The sequence below is a fragment of the Sulfitobacter sp. 1A15106 genome (assembly GCF_043556995.1).
Lineage (GTDB): Bacteria > Pseudomonadota > Alphaproteobacteria > Rhodobacterales > Rhodobacteraceae > Sulfitobacter > Sulfitobacter faviae.
In genome coordinates, this window is the sequence record NZ_JBIFFM010000006.1 from 156672 (window position 1) to 180409 (window position 23738).

Below are 23738 nucleotides of genomic sequence, written 5' to 3' on the forward strand. Positions count from 1 at the left end.
CTGTCACAGATCATCAACCCACGCTGGCTGCTCCGTGCAGAACCGGACCGAGCCACCTGCGCCGATCAGGTATCAGCAGGTTCCCAAACCACAAATCCACCCAGGACATCGGTGGCATCCAGCAGCAAGATCTGGCACGTCAAGGTCAGCTCCCTGGGCAGAGCGGTCATTGCCCTTTTTCAGTAAGCCCATGATAAAGTACATGGTCTTTTGGCCCGCACGGGGAGTTCCGGAATGAAATTTGGTCTGTCGTTGGCTCTGATCCTGGTCGCAGTGCCTTCTCTTGCTTAAACCGTTCCGGGACTTGCCCATCTCCGGGACACATCCGACGACGCGCGTCCTCTGTCCATGTCGATCTGGTATCCGTCTGAGGAAAAAGCATCGGGCACTGTCGGTGGAAATCCTGTGTTCGAGGGGCTTGCAGCAGCACCTGATGCGGAGTTCACGCAAAGCCCGCTTCCGCTGGTGGTCATATCACATGGCGGCCTGCGATCCGCGACTGACTCAGGTGCCTGGCTCAGTTCCTCCATCGCACGGGCAGGCTTTGTTGTGGTCGAAGTCAATGCGCCGCGCCCGAACAACGCCGAAGCTGCTGTGAACGAAATCTGGCAAAGACCCCAGTATATAAGCCGCGCGATTGACTTGGTGCTGGCCAACTCGACTTGGGGGCTGCGAATTGATGAAACCACGGTGTCAGTCGCGGGATTTGCACTTGGCGCGACCGCGGCCCTGTCTGTCGTCGGAGCGGAGCTGGATGTCGCCAGCTACCTTCACTCTTGCGCGCCGGACAGAGAGCAGCCCGGACCGGATTGCGGATGGTTTGCGGCCCAAGGGGTGGACATGTCGGCCACCAACCTGGACGGCCTGGCCGGTATGGCGCGAGACCCCCGCGTGACTTCGGTGATTGCCATAAACCCGGAATACTCGGAAGACCTGGGTTCAGTGCCGGCGGATGTTCGGGCGCTATCGATTTCCCTCGGCCGGCTCGCGCACACATCGGCTGATGGTCAGCCGGCTCCGTCCTTTGTCATGCCCCAAGCGACGGCATCCGATGCTTTCGCCGTTTGCACGGTCGCCGGACCGAAGATCCTGATGGAGGAAGAAGGTGATGCATCGATCTGTGGTGGATCTTCGGACGCACGCCGGGCGATCCACCAGGACGTCTCTAACGCAGTCATATCCTTCCTGAATGGCGGCCCTGAATAAGCTGAGGCGGACCCTCAGACCGGCCCATAGCTGACCTTAGATCAAGTTTCAGCGAATGACTGAAACGCCCTCTATCGCCCGGTGCCGAGGCTTAGACGAATGTTCGCATTTTCTGTTCATTTAAGTGGCACATCTTAGCCCCTACGGCTTATCGGTGTCAGTTTGGGGGCCGAGCCCCAGCAAAGCTGCCGGCTCTCAATGTGGTCGATTTCGGCTGGCCTGAGCAGCCTTTGAGCGCGGTGGCCAGGTCGACCTGATATAGGCAAGTATGGTCCAAATTTCTTCGTCAGAGATTACCTCACCGAAGGCGGGCATGCCGCTGTTGAAACCCTTCACCCCCCGGGCCGCCAGCGCAACCTCGCCCCCGAGTTTGGTGTAGTCGAACAGCAGCGTATTATCATGGTGCCAAGTATGTCCCGTTGCATCATGCGGCGGCGCGGGCAGCACACCATCTTCGTCTGGGGTTCGCCAATCGGGCTGTCCTTCGAGGTCTGCACCATGACAGGCGGCGCAGCGCTCGGCGTAGAGCGAGCGCCCCGCGACGAGATTGCGGCCTTCGAGTTCGTGATCGGCCTGCGCTGCCGATGCGGCCGCACAGAAAATCAAAGCAGCCCGTTTCATGCAACTTCTACCCATGTGCGCATCCCTCCGATCGAGTGGCTCAACATATGACAATGGATCAACCAGCGCCCCGGATTGTCGAAGACGCAGAGAACATCGCGGCTTTCGCCAGCAACGACCAAGGTTGTATCCCGGAGATCGCCGAGGCTGCCGTCAGGGGCCACCTCATAGAAGTGATGTCCATGCAAATGAATGCCGTGCGGGAATGCGGTATCATTAACCAAGGTGATCCGCACCGTTTCGCCGCGTTCGATGGCGGCAAAGGGGTCCTGTTGCAGGTCCGAGACATCGTTGAAGGACCAGACATTGGCACCGCCGTGCCGACCGCCCATGGCACCGCCCATCATGGTCAGCGTCAGGTGCTGGGAGGGGGCGCCCGGTGCCGGGAGGTCCGGTGCCGCCAAGGTCGGCAGAGGCCCCGATTGCCTATCCGTATTCTCACCAGAGATGGACAATTCGGCGAGACGGTAAGGCTCCTGCCGCGTGGGCATGTCAAAGGTGACCGGGCCGGTGACATCGACGATCAGATCGGCCCGCTGGGCCGGCGCCAGAACGAGGTCAGAGGCCGCGCGGGGTTGGCTGAGTGCCATGCCATCCAAGGCGACGACCGAACCAGAGACACCAGAGATGCTCAGGGGGAAAATACGATTGGTCGCCGCATTGATCAGCCGCAGGCGGATGCGATCACCTTGCCGCACCTCGCTTCGCGAGAGGAAGCCGCGGGCAAAATTGCCCATATAGCCCGCATGGGCAACGCTATGCATGTCGGTGAATTCATCAACAAGGCTGCCATCTTCGTCGATGATCCAATCGGACAAGATCAGGGTGATGTCGTGATCCAGATCGAGGGGGGCGTCGTCTTCGACGATCAGCGGCCCCATCAAGCCGCGCGCCACCTGCTCTTGCGAGATATAATGCGAATGATACCAATAGGTCCCCGCGTCGGGCGGCACGAAGCTGTAGGTCTTGCTGTCACCGGGGTTGATCAGGTCTTGCGTCAGCACCGGAACGCCGTCCATCCGGTTTTCCAGCCGGATGCCGTGCCAGTGAACGGCGGTGCCCTCTTGCAGGGAATTCTTGACCTCAATCGATGCCCGCGCACCCCGTTTAAGCCTGATCTCAGGCCCCGGCATTGAGCCGTTGAACCCCAGCATTGCGGTGGTGCCTTCGCCTTCGGGAAGGATCTGCTGGCTTACTGTTTCGGCCTTCAACTTCAATGGCGTGACGCCAGCAAAGCTTGGAAGGGGCAGAACCGCAGCGGCGGAAACACTGGCGAGGAATTGTCTTCTGTTCATGTCATGCCTTATCGGGATGAATTGCGATTGATGCTGCCACGGGGCACAGGGCGCGCTGATGTCCGAGGCGTGTTGGTATGTCCTGCAGGGGCCAATTCCAACTGTCGATGACGGGTTGGAGGTGGACCGCCTATGCGCTCTCTATCGGGAAAGAGAATATGTCGAACCACTTGGGTCATCCCTTCTCTGACAAGGGGGCGCGTCCCGCCATGACCTGCAGCACGAAGCTTCCTGACGCCGTAATCATGAGAAAGCCGTGAAATGCCTCTATCCCGGTGATGAAGCGCAGGTGCCCCACGGGGGTCAAATCGCCGCGCCCCAAGGTGGTGAAGTTGACCAGCGAGAAATAGAAATAATCCATCATCGTGGTGGGCTTGCCCGCCGGGCCGGATCCGTTCAGCGCGCCGATTTGCAAACCCTGCTCGGCCCAGAGGAAGAACAGCGTATAGATGAAAGCCTCGATGACATGCGCGAGTGTGATTGCGCCGACGGCCAAGCCAAGGTTCTGGCCATGCGCAGCACTTTTGCGCTGCGCGATGGTATCGGAAACCCGTTTGAGCACGAGATAGTGGATCGCCGTGCAGATGCTGACGACCAGAACGGATAGAAGCATTGCTTGGACCATGACGGGGCAACCTGCTTTGTGGGGGGCTTTTCCTCAAGCGATTACGCCGGGGCGGCGTTTGATCTGGTTGCAGGGCCTATCGCTGAGCCCTTCACAGTTGCAGTTTGCAGGGCCTCCGCAGGCATCAATGCGTCATCCATCAAATCCTCAATGAAGGTGCTGAGCAACTGGGTGCGCCCGGTGACGGCAGCCTTGCGATAAATCGCGTTTGTCTGCGCTTTGATCGTTCCTTCAGAGGTGCCGCGCAGTTCCGCAATGTCTCGGGTGCTCAGGCCTTTGACCAGAAAGACGGCGACATCCCGCTCTGCGGGCGTCAGACGCCAGTCGGTGAAATGCTGCGTCATCACCATCGAAAACTCCGAGGTGCATCGGCGCATCTTCTCTTCGGCGAGCCGCGCACGTTGCAGACTTGTCCTGAGGGCGATCCAGCCAAGCGCCACGCCGAGGTTCAACCCGATGGCCAAGATCGTTTGCTGATACTCATGGCTCTGCCAGATCAGAAACTCAGATTCCATTCCCATAGCGTCCAACAAGAAGCAGACGGTAAAGAAGATCGCCACAATGGCCTGTAGTGTTGCAATGGCCCAAAGGGCAATGGTTCCACGCGTTTTCATAGCTCGAAGTGCCTTATATTTGTGGAAAGCACAGGGCCGGCCCGGTCAGCCGGCCCTGCGATTGGCGCTTACTTCATCTCAGTCACAGTCAATTTGCCTTTGACACGGTCCGCCACGAATTCGATGTCTTGGCCTTCTTTCATTTTAGCAATCAGCGCTTCATCGGCTTTGAACACCATAGTCATCGACGGCATATCGAGGTTTTCGAGTGGGCCGTGGATGATGGTGACCTTATTGCCCTTAGCGTCGACCTTCTTGATCTTCCCGGTCGAGTAGACGGCAGGTGCCTCGGGAGCCTCATTAGACTGAGCGACGGTGATCGGACCGTGCATGCCGGATTCGTAGTGGCCGGGGATCAGGCAGGCGAACTCGAAGCTGCCTTCATTGGCGAAGGTCCAGATCACCTCGCCCTCCATGCCGGGATCAAGGCGAACGGAGTTCGGGTCATCATGCTCCATGTCCATCTTGGCCATCGCTTCTTTGTGCTCAGCATTGCCATCCATCGTGTCGATGACGAACTCATGCTCGATCTCGCCTTTATTGGTGACAGCAAAGCGGATGGTATCGCCTTTTTTGATGTCGAACTCGGCGGGTTCAAAGATCATCTCGCCGTCGTCGGTTTCGCGCATGGTCACCTCGATGGTGCGGTCAACCGCCTCGGCCTTGCCGGGCATGCCTGCGGCCATTTCCTTGTGCATATCGCCGTGGCCGTCATCGCCGTGACTGCCGCCGTGGGTGCCCGCGGCAAAGGCCGGAGCCGTGATGAGAAGGTTGAGGGCGGTCGAGAGAAGAAGTTTGTTCATTGTTTTTCCTGTATGTTTTTAGAGGTGATTATGGTCCAAAGGCCGCTTAGCCCTTGGAGATTGGTTTTGGCGTAATCTGGGTTTCCGGGCTGAGGTTCTGCGCGAAGTCTGGCAGCTCGCCTGTCCATTCATACGCTTCGGTGCCCGGCGGGTTTTCATACCAGCCGGGATCTTCGTAGTCGTCCGCGTCGATGCCTTCGCGCACCTTCACGACCGAAAACATGCCGCCCATTTCAAGGGGTCCATGCGGCCCCCAGCCGGCCATCATCGGCACGGTGTTGTCGGGCAGCGGCATCGACATTTCGCCCATATCCGCCATGCCCGCCGTGCCCATGGGCATGAACTCAGGCTGCACGCGGCGGACCTGACGTGTCATGTTGGAACTGTTGGTGCCGATTAGCGTGGGCACGTCGTGACCCATAGCGTTCATCGTGTGGTGCGACTTGTGACAGTGGATCGCCCAGTCGCCCAGATGCTCGGCCACGAACTCATAGGCGCGCATGGCGCCGACGGGAATGTCGATGGAGACCTCGGGCCACTGCGCCGATTCCGGCACCCAGCCGCCATCCGTGCAGGTGACCTTGAAGTCATAGCCATGCATGTGGATCGGGTGGTTGGTCATCGTGAGATTGCCGACGCGCACGCGAACCTTGTCGCCATGGTTGACGACCAGGGGGTCAATGTCCGGGAAGATGCGGCTGTTCCATGTCCAGAGGTTAAAATCTGTCATCGTCATGATTTTCGGGATGTAGCTGCCCGGATCGATGTCGAAAGCGTTCAGCATAATCAGGAAATCCCGATCAACGCGCATGAAATCGGGGTCTTTGGGATGGACCACGAACATGCCCATCATGCCCATCGCCATCTGCACCATCTCATCCCCATGCGGGTGATACATGAAGGTGCCGGATTTGGTCAGGTCGAACTCGTAGATAAATGTCTTGCCCGGCGGGATGCCCGGATGGCTCAGCCCGCCGACACCGTCCATGCCCGAGGGCAGGATCAGCCCGTGCCAATGCACCGTCGTATGTTCCGGCAGGCGGTTGGTAACATAGATGCGCACCCGGTCGCCCTCGACGGCTTCGATGGTCGGACCGGTGGACTGACCGTTGTAGCCCCAGAGGCGCGCGACCATACCATCAGCAAGTTCACGCTCGACCGGCTCGGCAACGAGGTGAAATTCCTTCACGCCATTGTTCATCCGGTGCGGCAGGGTCCAGCCGTTAAGCGTGACCACGGGGTTATAGTCCGGCCCACTGGTGGGACGGGTCGGCGCTTGGGTGAGGGCCGAATCCATCTCGGCGGCCTCGGGCAGGCCCATATTCATGGTCTGGCCCCATGCTTTGGAGGACACGAGCGTTGCACCCGCAGCGCCGGCCCCCAGCAGTTGACGTCTGTTAATCATCTGGTTGCTTCCTTGTCTCAATGTCCTGCGCCGCCACTGGCGGCGATCTGTGTCTCTCCGCCGGCACCGCCGCCGCCGCTGCCACCGCCGTAGATCGCGGCGGTCAGACCGGCAGAGGCCAGCCAGAACTCACGCTTGGCATTGGCTGCCTCAAGCTGGCTTCCGATCTTTTCGCGGGCATCGTTCAACAGATCGAAGGTGCTGGTGATCATGCCGTTGTTGCTGAGCAGAGCCTCTTCATCGATGGTGCGGCGCAAAGGCAGCACCACGTCTGAGTAGTGCCGTGCGATCTGGTGGCTTGAGCGGTAGGCCGTGGCCGCCGCCCGGGCTTCGGAGCGGACGTTCACCGCCCGTTCGGCCAGCACATTGGCGGCTTGAAGATAGCTAAGCTCGGCCTTGCGCATTCGCGCCTTGCCGCTGTCGAAAATTGGGATGACGAACTCGAACTCGACCTGAGGTGAGATACTGGTCTCGACTTCCCCGTCCTCTTCCTCACGCTCGATCTCGGCACCAGCGATGACTTCGAGGTCGGTCAGGGTGCGGGTGGCATCGGTCAGACCATAGGCCTTGGCCGTTGCTGCCAACCCCAGCCGGGCGACTTCCAAATCAACACGATTGGCGAGCGCCAGCCGTTCGATGCCCTTGTGGCTGCTGACCGTATTGGGCACGCGGGGCAGAGCATCGGGCACATAATAGGCCACGTCCTGCCCCCAGAGCCCCATGAGCCGGGTCAGCTGTTCCTTAGCCAATTGCGCATCCAGCCGCGCCTGCGCCAGCTGTCCGGCCATCTCGGCATTGAACGCCTGCTCGCGGGCCTGTGCGGCCTTGTTGAGCGCGCCGGTCTTGCCCAGCTGCTGCGCCAGTTCCGCCGCCGCATCGGTGGTGACGGCAGCACGTTTAAGGTAGCCCACCGCCTCAAAGGCGGCGACCGCGTTGATCCATGCCTCGCGCGTTTCATTGGCCAGTGCCAGCGTGTCGCTCACCGCCTGCATCTGCGCGTGCTGGAATTCCGCCTCGGCAGCGGCGATGCGCTGTTTGCGGGTGCGAGCGTCCAGCAGGTTCACGGCGATCATGCTTTCCAAGGCACGGTAAAGCCCGACCTCGGGCGCGCCGATGCCCAGCAAGCCGATGGAGACGACGGGGTTTTCTGGCGTGGACTGCTGCCATGCTTCGGCCGCCGAGAGGCCGATCTGCGCATAGGACGCCTGAAGCCCCTTGTTGTTCAAAAGCGCGACCTGCACAGCGGTTTCGGCACTGATCGTTTTACCCTGCACCATGGCGCGGACCTGTTTGGAGGCCGCGACGGTCTCGGCCTGCGACTGCGCCCAGACGGTGCGCTTGCCGATGGCCTTGGAGGTGCGTGCCTCCACGGTGGCAAAGCCAGCATCACGGGCCGAGAAACTCACCGGCAGGTCCGTTGCCGTGCAGGCGCCCAAGATCAGTGGTGTAATGACGGCGGCGGTTTTCAATTTCCAACGCATCAGTGGTTCATCCCCTGCATATCCATCCCTTGCATAGGTGCCTGTTCAGCGTTCAACCGTCGCCAATCGAGCGGCTCCACCACGCCGCGACGCCGGTAGCCTGCAAAGGGTTGCTCTTCGGCGGTCGTGGCACTGCCGCGCGTGCTGTTGTCGGCGGCGGTCATCGCGGCGACTTCGGGCAGAGGCGTGGGCTGCTGCACATAGGCGGCAGTGACGTCTGGAAATGGGGGGAGCGTCGTGGCGCAAGCCCCAAGGGTCAGGGACATCGCCCCTGCAATCAGTGGTAATTTCATTGGTTTTTTGCCTGAGAATAAGGTGATCTTACCCGCAGCCAGACGCCGCGGATGCAAAGGCCGTTAGTCGGCCGGGATCAACTCAGGCTCGAGGCGGACGCAATTGACCAGCGGGTTGGCCAGAGGCGACAGAATGGGACACGCTGGTGTATTCAACGGATCGCGCAGCCGTCATTTTCGCGTCCTGCGAGGTGGTCAGCGCCGCCGTCAGGCAGATACCACCACAGCAAGGCTCGCCTTCGAAACTGTCTGGTGTTTCTGTCTGGTCCAGCATGGCCGCTGCGCCCTGATGCAGTTCGGACGCTGCGGCCATCTGGTGGCCCGCGTGATGCGCTGCCTGCGCGCTCTCATGCATCCCGCTTTGTGCGTGAATCGAAGAGGGCGGGAGCAGCAACAGACCACAGGCCAAAACCACGCCGAGAAGGACGCGACAAAGGTTGGATATGTTTGCCAGAGCACGCATAGGTGTTATCAGTGTCGTAAGTCGCAGAGCCTGTCAACGCGTCCAGCGCTGGAAGGATTGCGGTTTTCTGGCGGAAAACGGCCTAAAGTGCGGGGCAGCGGATTGACGTTCTGACCCAAAGTGGAGGCCAGAGGCGCTGGCTCCGGTGCCAGAGCGCGATGGGCATTCGGTCCGAAACGCCTACTTCGACGCCTTCTGCAAAAGGCCGATCAACTCGTCAAATTTGGCGCGTTGTTCTTTCGGGTCGCCGCTGGCAATCGCAGCCTCGACGCAATGCTGGGCGTGGTTCTCCAACACAAGCTTTTCGACCCCCAGAACGGCGGATCGGATGGCCGCAGTCTGTGCTAAGATGTCCATGCAGTAGCGGTCGGCCTCAACCATTTTCGCGATGCCGCGCACTTGTCCTTCGAGCCGTGATAGGCGGTCCAGCGTCTTTTCCTTGTTAGCCTTCATGAGGCGGCGCTCCATTTGAGATTTGTTGCCAACCGGATAATATACCCCATATGGGTATAAAACGAAGGCACACATTGGCAATTTAGGAGGACAATACAATGGATTCAAAGAATAAGCACGACGATAGAACAAGCAGCGGCTATGGTCGGTTCTTTGCGATGATCGGCACCTCGACGGTCGTGATGTATGGCCTGATGTATCTTAACACTTATGCCCTTGACCATGTCTTCTTCTCGCAGACTCGGATGTGGATGGCGCTCTATATGGGCGGGGTAATGGCAATCATCATGCTCGCCTTCATGCTCGGCATGTATTCCAATCGAAAGACGAATTTTGCGATCTTCACTGGGGCTGCCATCGCCTTTGCGGCCGGCGTCTACTTGGTCCGGTCGCAAGATACGGTAGGCGACACCGCTTGGATGAAAGCCATGATCCCTCACCATTCCATCGCGATCCTGACCAGCGAACGCGCAAACCTGTCCGATCCGCGCGTGCGCGAGTTGGCCGACGCGATCATCGAGGCACAGCGCAGCGAGATCGAAGAGATGAAGCTCTATATCGAAGACATCGAAGCGAACGGGGATGCAGCGCCTGGCACGCCCCGCACCAAACCCTAAGATAAAGGAGCATATCATGCCATGTGACACCCGCGATGTCGCAGACGTAACAGCTGACCCAGCCGCATCCGCGACAGGGAAAACCGCCGTGCTATACCGCATGGCCCTGCCAAACCACCTGTGCCCGTCAGGGCAGAAGGCGCGATGGCTTTTGGAGCGCAAAGGCTACGAGGTCGATGACCGCCTATTCCGCGCGCGGTCCGAAGTCGACGCGTTCAAGGCGCAATACGATGTTCCCACAACGCCACAAGTTTGGATCGAAGGGAGACGCATCGGCGGCTATGACGCTCTGCGCCAGGAACTTACCGACTATGAACCTGCGGCGACCACTTACAAACCGGTGATCTATCTCTTTGCCGTGGCTGCGGCGACAGCGCTTGCTCTGTCCATCGGCTTTCTCGGCGCGATCACGTGGCAGACGCTCGGTTGGTTCATTTCGGTCTCAATGATCCTACTGGGGATGCAGAAGCTGCGTGATATCGAAAGCTTCACTACGATGTTCCTCAACTACGACCTGCTGGCACGCAAATGGGTGCCATATGCCTACGTTTATCCATGGGTTGAAACCGGGGCGGGCGTATTGATGACCGGGATGTTGCTAACCTCAATTGCCGCCCCAGCCGCACTCTTCATAGCCACGGTTGGCGCAGCAAGCGTGTTCAAGGCCGTCTACATCGACAAGCGCGAGTTAAAATGCGCCTGCGTTGGCGGCAATTCGAACGTGCCTCTCGGATTTGTGAGCCTGTCCGAAAATCTAATGATGATGGGCATGGCCATCGTGATGTTGGCCAAGATGTTTACCTGAAGGTCGGGCGCAGCATCTTGCGCTTAGCACGAGTTAGCAGGGCGGAAATGGTCAACTGAAGCAAACGTGCATGGGACGAGTGCTTGACTCAGCTTTGTTCGCATAGCTGCCGTTCGCGCGTTTTGCGGCGAACGGCGGCTCTCCGCCCTTAGTGAGCCGTCAGCCTCAGCGCATAGCAGTCGTTTCTTGCAAGTTTGGAAGTCGCCTGAGTGTTCCCGAAGCGGGCCTTCGCAAATTGAATAGCCTTCGCTGGTCACGCGGCTGGCTATGACACGATGTCGAGATCTAAAGTTCTTAGCGCGTATAAGAAAAACAGAAGCTTCGTTTTAACACGAAGACGAGACCCGCGCGCTGTGCAGCCGGCGGTCTGGTAGACTGCAATCCAATGTTCTTGAACAGTAAAGCACGCTATTAAGCGTCCTACCCGCGAGCGTATCCAGTGCAAAGCCTACCGTGGTTTCAAGTTTGACGACCGTTGCGCTGCCATTGTTCAATAGCAGATTAAATGACTGCTCTGAAGTAGCGGGGACGATGATCTTCAGGATACGCGTCGGCCGATTCGAAGCGTTCCAAATGGCCCGCAATCAGATTTTCCGTTCGAAGACCGTATCACCGGGGCCGTAAAAACTCTCACTCTAAGTAAAGGTGCCATACGGCAAACCAAAAAGCCGTAGTCACCCATATTCAGACACCGCAGCCGCCACCTCGGCCGCGGTGGGCAGCGGGGCCACCGCGCCGTAGCCTGCAACCGACAGCGCCGAGGCCACGACCGCATAGCGGCAGGCGGCTTCAGGCGTGTCCCCGGCGGTCAACCGGCTGAGAAACGCTCCGTCGAAGCAATCGCCAGCGCCGGTGGCATCGACCGCGGCAACCGGGACGCCGGGCACATGGGTGATGGTCCCGGCATGGCCCAGCAACGCGCCTTCTTCGCCAAGCGTCAACGCGACGATATCGGGGCCCATATCGTGAAAGGCACGGACGATCTCCTCGGGTGCATCGAGGCCGGTCAACTGGCGCGCGTCATCCAGACCCGGCAGCGCGACATCTGCCAGCCCAAGCGCTTGCCGGATCACCCGCCGGGCGTCCTCCAGCGACCAAAGCGCCAGCCGCAGGTTTGGATCGAACGACGCCCTGCGCCCCGCGACCCGCGCCATGCGCATGGATTCGAGCCCGGCTTCGCGTGCATTGGCACTGATGGCGAGGGTAATACCCGACACATGCGTAAACTGCGCGCCTTTGATCCCCTCGATAGGCAAGGCATCGGCGGTCAGCAGACTGGCGGCAGAACCGGCGCGCCGGTATTCGAACTCGTGCCCATCGGCGTCGTGCCGCACGAAATAGAGCCCAGTCGGCGCGGTAGGATCCGTCACGACGCAAGAGGCATCTACCCCTTCATGCTGCCAAAGCGCACGCAGTTCGGCGCCAAACCCGTCGTCGCCGAGACGTGTGGCGATAGCGCTTGCGGCGCCGAGCCGCGCCGCAGCGATCGCGACATTCGAGACGTCCCCGCCGAACCCCTGACGCCAATCGCTGCCGCTGATATGGTTGAACTCGACCAGCGGCTCGCCGATGCAGATGATGTCACAGTCGCCCATGGGATCAGTGGTTGTTGCGCGGCAGGCCGCGGTTGGTGATGTCGCGGTATTCGGTGGCACCGTCAAAGACCATACCTTCCGAGAGTGGGCGCACCCGCTCGCGGAAGATTTCCTGCCAAGGGGATTGGCTCATTGGCTGGGGGAAGCCGCCTGCGGCGTCGAGGGCGGCACGACGGTCGGCCAATATGCTCTCATCCAACAACACATCCACCCGGCGGCGTTTGAGGTCGATGAGGATCGGGTCACCGTCCTTGAGGAGCGCAAGCCCGCCCCCGTCCGCGGCTTCCGGCGACGCATTGAGGATTGAGGCCGAGCCGGAGGTCCCGGACTGGCGGCCATCGCCGATGCAGGGCAACGCCCGTATTCCCTGTTTGATGAGGTAGCTGGGAGGACGCATGTTCACCACTTCGGCACCACCGGGGTAGCCCTTCGGCCCGGCACCACGCATCACCAGCACGCTGTCGCCGGTCAGTCCCAGGGCCGGATCGTCGATCCGCGCGTGGAAGTCTTCGGGGCCATCGAACACGGCGACCTTCCCTTCGAACGCCTGTTCCGGATTGTCGAAATAGCGCGCGCGAAAGGCCGGATCGATGGCGGAGGTCTTCATCAACGCGCTGTCAAACAGATTGCCGCCCATATTGAGAAAACCCGCGTTGGGTTTCAGCGGTGCCGCGACCGTGCGGATTACGTCCTCATCGAGAATAGGCGTTTCGGCGTAGAGTTCGGCCATGGTTTTGCCGGTCACGCTCAGCGCCTCTGGATGCGGCAACAGCCCTGCACGCAGCAACTCGCCGATCACAGCCGCGGTCCCGCCTGCACGGTGGAAATCCTCGCCGAGGTAACTGCCCACCGGCTGCATGTTGACCAGAAGCGGCACGGCGTGGCCGATCTCTTCCCAATCCGCGTTGCTCAGCGAAATGCCCAGATGCGCGGCGATGGCATTTAGATGGATCGGCGCGTTGGTCGAACCCCCAAGGGCCGAGTTCACGACGATGGCGTTCTCGAAAGCCGCGCGCGTCATGATCTGCGCCGGGCGCAGGTCTTCGCGCACCATGTCGACGATCCGATGCCCGGTGTGATAGGCCGCCTGCCCCCGCTCGCGGTAAGGCGCGGGGATCGAGGCGACGCCCGGCAATTGCATGCCCAATGCCTCCGACAGCGAGTTCATCGTCGAGGCGGTGCCCATCGTATTGCAGAACCCAACCGAGGGCGCTGACGAGGCAGCGATCTCCAAGAACTCCTCGGCGTCGATCGTGCCTGCCGCCAGTTCCTGCCGCGCTTGCCAGATCACCGAGCCCGACCCCGCCCGTTCGCCGCGATGCCAGCCGTTCAGCATCGGACCGACCGAGAAGGCCAGCGCCGGCATGCCCACCGTGGCAGCGGCCATCAAGAGCGCGGGCGTGGTCTTGTCGCAACCGATGGTCAGGACCACGCCGTCGATCGGATAGCCGTAGAGGCTTTCGACAAGGCTCAGATAGGCAAGGTTGCGATCCAGCATCGCCGTCGGACGTTTGCCGGTCTCCTGGATCGGATGGACCGGGATTTCCATCGGGATGCCCCCGGAGGCGATGATGCCGTCGCGGGTCCGCTTGGCCAGCTCGATGTGATGGCGGTTGCAGGGGCTCAGATCGCTGCCGGTTTGCGCGATCCCGATCACCGGCTTGCCCGACCGAAGCTCTTCCAGAGTAAGACCGTAGTTGAGATACCGCTCGATATAGAGCGCGGTCATCTCCGGATCGTCGAGGTTGTCGAACCACTGGCGGGAGCGCAGGGATTTGAAATCAGTCATGATTAGTCTTTCAGCGGCCGGTCACACCCGGGAAGGCAATAAGAATGCCAAGCGCCAGGATCTGAAGGGCAATAAAGGGCAGAAGTGAGCGAAAGATCTCACCGAGCGAGATATCGGGCGGCGTGACCGACTTCAAATAGAAGGCGGCTGGACCGAAGGGCGGTGACAGGAAGCTGACCTGCATGTTCATCGCGAAGACAACGCCGAACCACACCGGGTCGAGGCCCAAATCGCGGATAATCGGCACGAAGATCGGCATCGTCAACAGCGCGATTCCCACCCAGTCAAGGAACATGCCGAGCACAAAAAGGATCGCCATCATGAAGAGCACGATCACGGTGGGATTGTCGGACACCCCGGTGATCAGATTGGACACGAAAGTGATACCGCCCATTAGGTTGAACACCCCGACGAGCGCTGAGGCCCCGATGCCGATCCAGACGATCATCCCGACCGTGGCCAAGGTGCGTTTGGCCGCGCCAATCATCAGCTCGAAGGTGAATTCGCCGCGGATCATCGTCGACAGCGTGACGCCGATGACACCGATGGCCGAGGCTTCGGTCACACTGGCGATGCCGCCGTAGATCGAGCCGAGCACGAAGATGACCACCATGATCGGCAGGATGAGGCCCTTGAGGAGGCGAAGCTTCTCGGCGGTCGTTGTCTCATCCGGTTCCGGGATCGGCGCGACCTCTGGGTTCATATAGGCCCGCACGAGAACGTAGATGATATAGAAGCTCGCCAACATCAGCCCCGGCATGAAGGATGCGGTGAAGAGGTCTCCGATTGAAACCGATGCGGTCAAACCGTAGATGATCAGCACGATTGACGGCGGCACCATCGTGCCCAGAGCGCCGCCGGCGCAGCAGACCCCGATAGCTAAACGTCGATCATAGCCGAGTCGCAGCATCTGCGGCAGCGCCAGCAAGCCCAACAGCACGACTTCGCCCCCGATGATCCCAGACATCGCGGCAAGCACGACGGCAACCAGCAGGGTCTGGATCGCAACGCCACCGCGCAGGCGTCCGCCGACCACGCGCATCGCATCGAACAAGTCGCGCGCAATGCCCGAACGGTCGAGGATCGCGGCCATGAGCACGAACATCGGCACCGAGACGAAGACGAAAGAATTGACGAAGCTGAATATGCGGCTGGTGATGAGCGGCACCGCCATCGGGCCAAACCACCCAAGGGCAAAGATCAGCGCGACCAACAAGGTGACGAACGCGAGCGGCATGCCTGTGAGCAAAAGCAGGAACAGAATGACGAACATCACCCCAGTCGCAACCTCAATGCCCATTGCCTTGAAGTCCTGCAGCACTGTGAAGAGGTCCATCACTGGTCCCGCCTTGTCATGTAGTTCCAGGCGAGGACAGCGAACTGCACAGCCATTATCACGAGAATTGAGAAAAGAAATATCTTGAGGAGCCCCGGAGTGGGCGGATCCCATGCGCTGCCACTGCTTTCCAGCCGGATCGCACCAGACGGCGTCCAGACTGCACGGACGAGGCTTTGCCACGCCGCCCAGCCGAAGAAAGCCGTTGCCACGAGGCACACCAGCGATATCACCACATCGAGGATCCGTCTCCACGGCCGCGACAGGTAATCGTAGATCAAGACCACGCGGATATGGGCATCTCGGGACACCACATAGAGCCCGCCATAAACAAAGGCAGTCGCGTTCAGGAAGATCACGGTCTCATGGGCCCAGATCGTCGGCGCATTGAAAACATAGCGCAGCACCACCTCAATCCCCAGGATCACGGCGGACGCGAGAATGGCGAAAGCAAAGATGACGCCGAGCCGATCGATTCCGCGGCCCAGAAGCCCCGCCTCGTGAATCGCGCCATCAGGGGCGTCCAATTCGCCGATAGGATCTGGTCTATTCTCCATAGGGTCCTCGCGGATGAGCACCCTCCCGCATAGGCCGGGAGGGTGATTGCGTTTCAGCGGTGCCTTACTTGAGCATGCCGTTCTCTTCGAGGTAGGCGGTCAGAGTTTCGTAGACCTTGCGCGAGGCTTCGGAGGCCTCGGCGGCTTTTTCCCACTCGGTCTTAGCAAAGGAGCGGAACTTGGCGCGCTCCTCGTCGGACCAGTTGTGAACGGTGATGTCGGGATTGACTTCGGCTTCATTAACTGCGGCCATGTCCCGCTCGGCTAAGGTCGAAACCTGCAGCTGCCTGAAGTCCACCACGGACTCGGTGAGCCCGGCCTGGATGTCCTCGGGCATCGAATCCCACACGCCCTTATTGATCGAGACTTCGACCAAAGGCATCGAGTGGAAGCCCGGATAGATCGGATGGTTCGCCACGTCGTGCATACCTTGGGCATGGTTGGTCGAGAAGACGGTGTAATCCGCCGCGTCGATCACGCCCTTGTCGAGCGAGGTGAAAACCTCCGACCCCGGCAGGTTTACAGGCGACGCACCCGCCGCGGCAAAGACCTTCTGCACCATGCCTTCCGGCGCCCGCATCTTCAGGCCTTTGAGATCATCCACACCTTCGAGCGGCACCTTCGACAAGAAGGCCTCGAGCCCGGGGGTGGTGGCGCCGATGAAGTGCAACCCATAAGGCTCGAGCATCTCGTTCATCAACTCATTGCCGCCGCCATTGTCCATGAAATCGAACATCTGCTGCGGGTCAGACCATGCCCCTACCGGGTTGGCAATGAGGCCGAAGGCCGGCTCCTTGCCTGCAAAGTAGGAGGTATCAGTCACGTGACCGTCAATGATGCCCGCAGCAACGGCATCCTGAGATTCGGTATGCGCCACGATGGTCTCCACCGGCAGCAGTTCGATCTCGACACGGCCGTCGGTCTTGGCGGCCACATCCTTGGCCCATTCCTGTTGCAGCAAGAAATTGGCGTTGCCTGCCGGATCAGACGACTGGAACTTGAGCGAAAAATCCTGTGCAGCAGCGGCACCGACCAATCCGGCGCTGATGAGTGCGGTAGCGGCCAGAAGCCTTGCGGTAATGCGCATCTATCTATCCTCCCTGTGAAAACTCGGAGCCAAGACTGGCCACGATTTTCTGGACGCTAATGACAGCGCTGTCATCTGTCAACCATTCACAAAGATACCTGCATGTGATACGCAATAGGGTATGAAGAAAAACGCGAGATACAAGCGGGTTACGCTCGACGACGTTGCTGCCGAAGCCAGTGTCAGCGCTATCACGGTTTCGCGGTCGATTCGCTCTCCTGGCATGGTGTCCGCGAAGGTGCGCGAAAAGGTTCATGCCGCCATCGATCGGCTTGGCTACGTCCCGGATCAGGCCGCCTCGGCGCTGGCCTCCGAGCGCACAAATGTCGTCGGGTTGCTGGTCCCCTCGCTGACCAACTCTGTTTTTTCGGACGTGCTGCGGGGGGTCTACGACGTTATAGAAGGCTCGGGCCTGTCGGTTCAGATCGGCAATTATCGCTACAGCCCCAGCAAGGAAGAAAACCTCGTGCGGACTTTCTTGCGACAGCGCCCCGCGGGGCTGATCGTGGCGGGGATCGACCAAACCGAGGCCGCCCGCGCCCTGCTCAAGACTGCCCCCTGCCCGGTTGTGCAGATCATGGATGTCACCGAGGCGCCGATCGATTTGCTGATCGGGTTCTCGCATTACGATGGTGCCGTGGAAGCCACCCGGCATTTGACCCAAGAAGGCTATCGCAAGCCCGGCTTTTTGGGCGCGCGAATGGACCCGCGCTCTCAGGCGCGGCTGGCGGGTTTCACTGACGAGGCGCAGGCGCGCGGGGTGTTCGATCCCCGGCGGATCGTTGCTACCACCCACCCCTCCTCCGTGGGCATGGGCGGCCAACTCCTCACCGATCTTTTGGCGCGGGCCCCGGATACCGACGCCGTCTTTTGCAACAACGACGACCTCGCCGCCGGCGCGCTGTTCGAGGCCGAGCGCCGCGGTATCAAGGTCCCCGAGCAATTGGGCATCTGCGGCTTCAACGATCTCGAAATGTCGCGCCACCTGAACCCCGGCATCACCTCGATCGCCACGCCCCGCTATGATGTCGGCGCCGGAGCGATGAGTCTGCTAAGCAACGCGATCACCGACCGTGCGGCGGTCAAGACACCCCAGATCCGTCTCGACGTCACGTTGATGAAGCGCGGATCAACCAACCGCGAGGGACAGTCGTGATCCCTCTCTCAACCTGTGACTGGATCCAGATATGTCGATGACCCCCGCACAAGCAAGCAAAATGACCCGGGAGATATGTTTCTTGGCGCCGATCATCCCTGTTTTGGTCGTCGAGGATGCCGCCCAAGCAACCGGCCTCGCCGAGGCATTGGTCGCGGGCGGGCTTCCCGCACTCGAAGTGACACTGCGCACCCCCGCTGCATTGGAGGCCATTCGCGCGATGTCCAAAGTGCCGGGCAGCCATGTTGGTGCGGGAACGTTGATCACCCCGGCAGACGTCCGCGCCGCGAAACAAGCGGGCGCCACATTCGGCGTCTCCCCTGGCGCCACGGATGCTTTACTCGCGGCCTGCGAGGAAGAAAACCTACCGCTCTTGCCGGGCGCCGCAACCGCCTCGGAAGCCATGCGCCTGCTGGCACGCGGCTACGACATGCTGAAGTTCTTCCCCGCAGAAGCCTCCGGTGGCGCGCCCGCCCTCAAGGCCATCAGTGCCCCCCTGCCCCAGATCAACTTTTGCCCAACCGGCGGCGTGACCGCAGAAAATGCGGAAAGTTATCTGAAGCTGAGCAATGTCGTTTGCGCCGGCGGAAGCTGGGTGGCTCCACAGGGGTTGGTATCAGCGGGTCGCTGGTCCGAGGTCGAGGCGCTGGCCCGCGCCGCATCGAAGCTCAATGTGCGGGGATGATATGCGCGTTGCTGCTCTAAGCACTATGAGAGCCTTCCGGCCTCCGCCCCTCGTGACCCAGATCCAAGCGGCTACCGGCCCAGAGCAGCCGTTCATTAGTTACGACTTCGCCACAGTGTAGCTTCACCAAACCAGCCCTCCATGCATCTCGCAGTATTTTCGGGAGGGAAGGCCGGCAGAGCGGAACTTCCTGCCGTTCGCTGCGGACCCACAGTTTTCGCTTCGGTTAAGAAGAGACCCGGGCGAGAGGGGCGGAGGGACTAAGCCGCACTGCTCACGAATAACCGAAATCCGCCCGTAGCTGAACCACACGCGTCGGCGGAGATGCAGCGACCTGTGTAAACGGCAAACCATTTGGGGGGGGACGTTCTCTCGCCTTCCGGTCCCCTGACGCTCGCGCGCGAAGTAAAGCTTGCCTGCACCATTGCGAAGTTGCGCTTAACTGTGTTGGGCTCAGAGTAATTTACGGTGAGGCGAAGAGGGGGCTGCGAGCATGGAGACATTCCATTATCTGATCGGGCAGGATACGCCGCATATTGCCTGGTGGCAGATGAGCCTGCGCGCCGTAATCACCTTCCTCTACGCAATCCTGCTCTACCGGGTGGCACCGCGACGATCATTTTCAAATCTGTCTGCGCAGGACATTGTCCTGACTGTCGTCCTGGGGTCGAGCCTGAGCCGGTCGCTCACCGGTAATGCCCCGCTGCTGCCCACCCTTGCCGCTACCGGCCTGCTGGTTGTTCTATATGTTTCGGTGACCGCCTTGGCGCCGCGCTCTAAGGTCGTCTCCCGCCTCCTGAAGGGCCGCCCCATAACCCTTGTTCGCGACGGAGAAGTTGACGACGAGGCATTCCGGAAAGCGCATTTCGGCGAGAACGATATCGCGGAGCTGTTGCGGCTGAATGGCTTGCGGGATCTCTCGGAGGTCGAGGAAGCGCGTCTTGAACGAAATGGACAGGTCAGCGTGATACCGAAGAGCAGAACATGACCTCGTGCCGGCCGTTTTGACGGCGTCATCAGAGGACCGCCCCGGGCTCGAAAGGCCGGGGGCTGGTTCCCCCGGCGCCGGCCGAATTATTTGCCGTTGTGGCTGTTCACGTAGTTCTTCACGAAATCCTCGAGCTCCGGCGTGTCACACTCGAAGCCCATTTCCTCTGCCTTTTTGATAACCTCTTCGCCGGTCATGCCTTTTTCGCAGCCGATGTGCATCATCACGAAGGCGCCGGACCGCTTGCCGGAAGCGCAGTGCACGAGAACGGGCGCCGGCAGATCGGTGGCCTTTCGGCGGAAATCATCCACAAGATCTTCGGACAGTTTCTCGCCGTCGACCGGATGGTGCAGGAAGGTCAGACCGGCCTCCTTTGCCTTTTGACCTTCCTCCTGCGGCTTCATCTTCAGCTTCTTGTCCTCGTCATCGGTCTGCATGTTGATGAGCGATTGGAAGCCCTCCTGCGCGGCCTGCCGGATCTGATCGGCCTCGGGCGCGAACTTGGCGATGGTGAAGCGGTCGTTGATCTGAACTGTATTTTGCATGGTGTCCTCCTTAACTCGGTTTTTCAGTTTCGTAGTCGGCGGCCTGCCAGGCCTTCCAGCTTCCGGGCACGTTGCGCACCTGCTCGAAACCATTCTTCTTCAGCAAGCTCGCGGCAATCGAGGCGCGGAAACCGCTGGCGCAATAGGTGGCATAGGGGGCGGAGCGATCGAGGTCGTCCAGCGTCTCGCGCAGCTTGCCAAGGAATGCATGTCGCGCGCCGGGGATGTGCCCGCCCTCCCACTCGTCGGGTTTGCGCACGTCGAGCGGTTGCAGATCTTCGGCCTCCTTTAGCTCATGCACTGAAATCTGCGGGATCTGGGCAAATTCCCGTCCGGCTTCGCGCCAAGCCGCCATCCCCCCGGCGAGGTAACCGCCGAATTTTGTGAAGCCGGTGCGCCAAAGCAGGCGCAACACGTCGGACAGATCGCCGTCATCATGCAAGACGAGGTATAGCGGCTTCTCGGGGTCGAGCAGCCATCCCGCCCAGACCGAAAGCTCCGGTCGGGCGCCGATATTGAGGCTTCCCGGCACATGTCCGGCGCCGAAGTCCATCATGTCGCGCACGTCCAAAAGTTGAGCGCCAGCCTCTGCCGCTTCGGAGAAACGCTTGACGGTCATGGGCTCAATCCGCGGCAGGTTGCGCAGGACCTCGGGTCCTTTGGAATTCACTTTCTTCATGCGCGGGTAATGCGTCGGCACCGGCGGGGCATCCCCCAGGATCGCCTCCTTGAACTTCTCCAGGTCCTCGATCCGAGCGTAGCGGTTGAAGCGCCGCTCGTATCCGATGGTCGAGGACATCCGGTCGCCGATATCCGGCCCGCAGGCCGAGCCCGCGCCGTGGCAGGGGTAGATGATGACATTGTCAGGCAAGGCCATGAAGACATCTCGGACGGTGTAAAAGAGCTTCTCGGCCAGTTCCTCGGACTGGTCGTCGCCCAGAAGGTCAGGTCGCCCCACGCTGTCGACGAAGAAGGCGTCGCCGGAGAGAACACCCCAGGGCGTCTCGGTATCGCCGTCGAAGAGCAGGTAAGACATATGCTCCGGCGTATGGCCGGGGGTGAAGCGTGCCTTCATGCGCATGCCACCAAAGGTGAACTCGTCCCCGTCGCGCACCGCCTCATGGTCGAAGCCGTATTCGGCCCCGCCCTCGGTGCTGACATAGAGCTTGGCCTGCCCACCCAGCCGATCCACCAATTCGCGCGCGCCACTCAGGAAATCCGCATGGATATGGGTCTCGAAGACATGGGTAATGGCCATGCCGAAGCGCCGGGCGGTCTCGAGATAGATCTCCACGTCCGGGCGCGGATCAACAACCGCGCAGGTGTGGGACGCGTCGTCGCCGAGCAAATAGGAGCATTCGGCGACCCCGTCGGCCAGTATCTGTTCGAAGCGTAATGTCATGTCGGGTCCTCCTGCTGACAAACCGTTTACTGTGGCAGGGTGTTCCCATCGGGCCGCCTACGTAGGAGAGGTCTTGCTGACTGCGTAGGAGAGGTCTTGCTGACTGCGCCGCCTTCGCTGGCGACCAACATCCGGCGGTGGGCCTACCGTCCGGATTCGCTGGTCGGGATGCTGGCTGCGTCTTTCAGATACAACTCGGCCTCATGCTGGCTCAGGAAGATCTCGCCCGTCAGTTCATCGAGGAAATGGCTCCGCTTGAGGCGGTCCATCACCGGTCCCTTCACTTCGCTCAGGTGCAAGCGGATGTCGGCATCACGGAGGCGTGCATTGATCGCCTCAAGTGATTCCAGCGCCGAAAGATCAACCTCATTGACCGCGGGGAACATCAGCACCAGGTCCGTCAGTTCCGGCTTGTCGGCGGCATAGGCGGCAAGCTGGTCTTCGAGATAGCGTGCGTTCGGAAAATAGAGGCTTTCGTCGACCCGCAGCGACAGCACATGCGGCTGGGTTTCCACCTCATGGCGCAGCACATTGCGGAAATGCTCTGTGCCCGGCACGCGCCCCACCACAGCCATATGTGGGCGCGATGTCTTGTAGAGATGCACGAGGATCGAGGTAACGACCCCGGCCGTCACGCCCATCTCAACCCCGGCCAGCAAGGTGAGCAGGATCGTTACTGCAACAGCGGAAAAGTCGGCACGGCTGAAGGCCCAGGCGCGCTTGAGGATCGACAGATCGACGAGGCTCAGCACGGCCACGATGATCGTAGCCGCCAGGGTGGCTTTGGGCAGATAATGGATCAGCGGTGTCAGAAACAGCGCCGCGAGCGCCAGACCGAGGGCGGTGAAAGCGCCGGCGGCCGGGGTCTCGGCGCCCGCGTCATAGTTGACCACCGAGCGTGAGAAGCCGCCCGTGACCGGGAAGCCGCCAGTGAAGGCCGCACCCATATTGGCCGCGCCAAGCCCGATCAGCTCCTGGTCGGGGTCGATCCGCTGGCGCTTCTTCGCGGCCAGGGTCTGCGCGACCGAAATCGATTCAACGAAACCGATGATCGAGATCAGCAACGCGGGCATCGCAAGCTGTTTGATCAACTCCGGAGAGACCGACGGCAAGGTGAGCGGCGGCAGACTTTGCGGCACCTCTCCCACGATGGCAACGCCGCGCTCGCCGAGATCGAAAGACCACACGGCCAAGGTGGTGCCGACGATGGCCAGCACCGGGCCGGTCTTCGCCCCCAGGTCGGCCGCTCGCGGGCCGAGCCCGGCACCAAGCAGAAGCGGTTTCAGCCCGCCACGCACCCAGTAGAGAAAGGCCGTGGCCGAGGCGCCAAGCGCAAGGGTGATGAGATTGACGTCATCCAGATGCGCCCAGAGGCTTGCGAGAATTTCGATCAGCATGTGGCCCTCGGCATCGATGCCGAGGATGTGGCGTAACTGGCTGGCGGCGATTAGGATGCCGCTGGCAGTGATGAAGCCCGCGATTACCGGGTGGGACAGGAAATTGGCCAAAAATCCCAACCGCAGCAGCCCCAGGGCAAGGAGCATCGCGCCAGAGAGCGCCGCCAGCGTCAGCGCCGCGGTAACATAGCCCGCCGTGCCGCTTTCGGCGATATTGCCGACTGCCGCAGCTGTCATCAGCGACACCACGGCCACCGGTCCGACCGCCAACGCCCGCGACGTGCCGAAAATCGCATAGAGGAGGATCGGCGCGATAGAGGCGTAGATCCCGGCCTCCGGCGGCATCCCGGCCAGCAACGCATAGGCCAGCGACTGCGGGATCAGCATGATCGTGACGATCACCGCCGCGACAGCATCGCCGGTAAAGGCGGAGCGATCATAGCGACGCCCCCAGTCAAGGATCGGGAAATAACGCGACAGCGACATAGCATCAGGTCCGGGATCAGTGAGGAACTGTAGG

23 protein-coding genes are annotated in these 23738 nt (G+C 60.8%); 6 read left to right on the forward strand and 17 right to left on the reverse strand.

The genetic code is table 11. From position 1 onward, the window contains the following. Nucleotides 1–348: 348 nt before the first annotated feature. Nucleotides 349–1206, forward strand: a complete 858-nt coding sequence (locus ACGYKA_RS11300) for an alpha/beta hydrolase family protein (protein ID WP_394409438.1) — start codon at nt 349–351, stop codon at nt 1204–1206. A 195-nt stretch (nt 1207–1401) separates the two neighbouring features. On the opposite strand, the gene ACGYKA_RS11305 is transcribed toward ACGYKA_RS11300, so the two are convergent. The 9 genes from ACGYKA_RS11305 to ACGYKA_RS11345 form a co-directional block, all read right to left on the reverse strand. Then, nucleotides 1402–1827, reverse strand: coding sequence for a c-type cytochrome (locus tag ACGYKA_RS11305; protein ID WP_394408011.1), 426 nt, complete (start codon nt 1825–1827; stop codon nt 1402–1404). Continuing rightward, nucleotides 1824–3122 (reverse strand): multicopper oxidase family protein, encoded by a 1299-nt coding sequence (locus tag ACGYKA_RS11310; protein WP_394408014.1) that lies wholly within the window; start codon nt 3120–3122, stop codon nt 1824–1826. The genes ACGYKA_RS11305 and ACGYKA_RS11310 overlap by 4 nt, the downstream gene beginning before the upstream one ends. A 175-nt stretch (nt 3123–3297) precedes the next feature. Then, nucleotides 3298–3747 carry an ion channel gene (locus ACGYKA_RS11315; protein WP_394408017.1) on the reverse strand — a complete coding sequence of 150 codons (450 nt, stop codon included), beginning with the start codon at nt 3745–3747 and terminating at the stop codon, nt 3298–3300. Nucleotides 3748–3788: 41 nt separating this feature from the next. Beyond that, nucleotides 3789–4361, reverse strand: coding sequence for a helix-turn-helix transcriptional regulator (locus tag ACGYKA_RS11320; RefSeq protein WP_394408020.1), 573 nt, complete (start codon nt 4359–4361; stop codon nt 3789–3791). A gap of 68 nt (nt 4362–4429) precedes the next feature. Beyond that, complete coding sequence (locus tag ACGYKA_RS11325) at nt 4430–5164, reverse strand: copper-binding protein (RefSeq protein ID WP_394408023.1); 735 nt, start codon at nt 5162–5164, stop codon at nt 4430–4432. Between the two features lie 46 nt (nt 5165–5210). After that, nucleotides 5211–6569: a multicopper oxidase family protein gene (locus tag ACGYKA_RS11330; RefSeq protein WP_394408026.1), complete on the reverse strand. Its 1359-nt coding sequence runs from the start codon at nt 6567–6569 to the stop codon at nt 5211–5213. Between the two features lie 17 nt (nt 6570–6586). Next, complete coding sequence (locus tag ACGYKA_RS11335; RefSeq protein ID WP_276153990.1) at nt 6587–8050, reverse strand: TolC family protein; 1464 nt, start codon at nt 8048–8050, stop codon at nt 6587–6589. Next, nucleotides 8050–8343 carry a hypothetical protein gene (locus ACGYKA_RS11340; RefSeq protein WP_136720347.1) on the reverse strand — a complete coding sequence of 98 codons (294 nt, stop codon included), beginning with the start codon at nt 8341–8343 and terminating at the stop codon, nt 8050–8052. Before ACGYKA_RS11340 ends, ACGYKA_RS11335 begins: the two co-directional genes overlap by 1 nt. 643 nt (nt 8344–8986) lie before the next feature. After that, entirely contained in the window at nt 8987–9259 is a 273-nt protein-coding gene (locus tag ACGYKA_RS11345) for a metal-sensitive transcriptional regulator (RefSeq protein ID WP_394387319.1), read from the reverse strand. 98 nt (nt 9260–9357) lie between these two features. Between ACGYKA_RS11345 and ACGYKA_RS11350 the strand changes: the two genes are divergently transcribed. Then, nucleotides 9358–9876, forward strand: a complete 519-nt coding sequence (locus ACGYKA_RS11350; protein ID WP_394408036.1) for a DUF305 domain-containing protein — start codon at nt 9358–9360, stop codon at nt 9874–9876. 16 nt (nt 9877–9892) lie between these two features. Beyond that, nucleotides 9893–10681, forward strand: coding sequence for a MauE/DoxX family redox-associated membrane protein (locus ACGYKA_RS11355; RefSeq protein ID WP_394408039.1), 789 nt, complete (start codon nt 9893–9895; stop codon nt 10679–10681). A gap of 674 nt (nt 10682–11355) precedes the next feature. Here ACGYKA_RS11355 and ACGYKA_RS11360 read toward each other — a convergent pair. From ACGYKA_RS11360 to ACGYKA_RS11380, 5 genes are all read right to left on the reverse strand, one after another. Continuing rightward, nucleotides 11356–12276, reverse strand: coding sequence for a sugar kinase (locus ACGYKA_RS11360; protein WP_394409429.1), 921 nt, complete (start codon nt 12274–12276; stop codon nt 11356–11358). 4 nt (nt 12277–12280) lie between these two features. Further along, nucleotides 12281–14065, reverse strand: coding sequence for an IlvD/Edd family dehydratase (locus ACGYKA_RS11365; protein WP_394409426.1), 1785 nt, complete (start codon nt 14063–14065; stop codon nt 12281–12283). 10 nt (nt 14066–14075) lie between these two features. Then, entirely contained in the window at nt 14076–15401 is a 1326-nt protein-coding gene (locus ACGYKA_RS11370) for a TRAP transporter large permease subunit (protein ID WP_394409744.1), read from the reverse strand. Beyond that, nucleotides 15401–15958, reverse strand: a complete 558-nt coding sequence (locus tag ACGYKA_RS11375; protein WP_394409423.1) for a TRAP transporter small permease subunit — start codon at nt 15956–15958, stop codon at nt 15401–15403. The genes ACGYKA_RS11370 and ACGYKA_RS11375 overlap by 1 nt, the downstream gene beginning before the upstream one ends. A gap of 64 nt (nt 15959–16022) precedes the next feature. Then, on the reverse strand, nt 16023–17045 hold the full coding sequence (locus ACGYKA_RS11380; protein WP_394409420.1) for a TRAP transporter substrate-binding protein: 1023 nt from the start codon (nt 17043–17045) through the stop codon (nt 16023–16025). 121 nt (nt 17046–17166) lie between these two features. On the opposite strand from ACGYKA_RS11380, the gene ACGYKA_RS11385 reads away from it, so the two are divergent. The 3 genes from ACGYKA_RS11385 to ACGYKA_RS11395 all read left to right on the forward strand — a co-directional run bounded on the left by ACGYKA_RS11385 (nt 17167) and on the right by ACGYKA_RS11395 (nt 19874). Continuing rightward, nucleotides 17167–18201, forward strand: a complete 1035-nt coding sequence (locus ACGYKA_RS11385) for a LacI family DNA-binding transcriptional regulator (RefSeq protein ID WP_394438767.1) — start codon at nt 17167–17169, stop codon at nt 18199–18201. Nucleotides 18202–18238: 37 nt separating this feature from the next. After that, nucleotides 18239–18886: a bifunctional 4-hydroxy-2-oxoglutarate aldolase/2-dehydro-3-deoxy-phosphogluconate aldolase gene (gene eda / locus ACGYKA_RS11390; RefSeq protein WP_394409414.1), complete on the forward strand. Its 648-nt coding sequence runs from the start codon at nt 18239–18241 to the stop codon at nt 18884–18886. A gap of 493 nt (nt 18887–19379) precedes the next feature. Then, nucleotides 19380–19874 (forward strand): DUF421 domain-containing protein, encoded by a 495-nt coding sequence (locus tag ACGYKA_RS11395; protein ID WP_394409411.1) that lies wholly within the window; start codon nt 19380–19382, stop codon nt 19872–19874. 86 nt (nt 19875–19960) lie between these two features. Here ACGYKA_RS11395 and ACGYKA_RS11400 read toward each other — a convergent pair whose 3' ends face one another. From ACGYKA_RS11400 to ACGYKA_RS11410, 3 genes are all read right to left on the reverse strand, one after another. After that, nucleotides 19961–20419, reverse strand: a complete 459-nt coding sequence (locus tag ACGYKA_RS11400; protein WP_394409408.1) for a beta-lactamase hydrolase domain-containing protein — start codon at nt 20417–20419, stop codon at nt 19961–19963. Between the two features lie 10 nt (nt 20420–20429). Further along, complete coding sequence (locus tag ACGYKA_RS11405) at nt 20430–21821, reverse strand: rhodanese-like domain-containing protein (protein WP_394417903.1); 1392 nt, start codon at nt 21819–21821, stop codon at nt 20430–20432. A gap of 143 nt (nt 21822–21964) precedes the next feature. Further along, nucleotides 21965–23704, reverse strand: coding sequence for a SulP family inorganic anion transporter (locus ACGYKA_RS11410; RefSeq protein WP_394409402.1), 1740 nt, complete (start codon nt 23702–23704; stop codon nt 21965–21967). Nucleotides 23705–23738 lie beyond the last annotated feature (34 nt).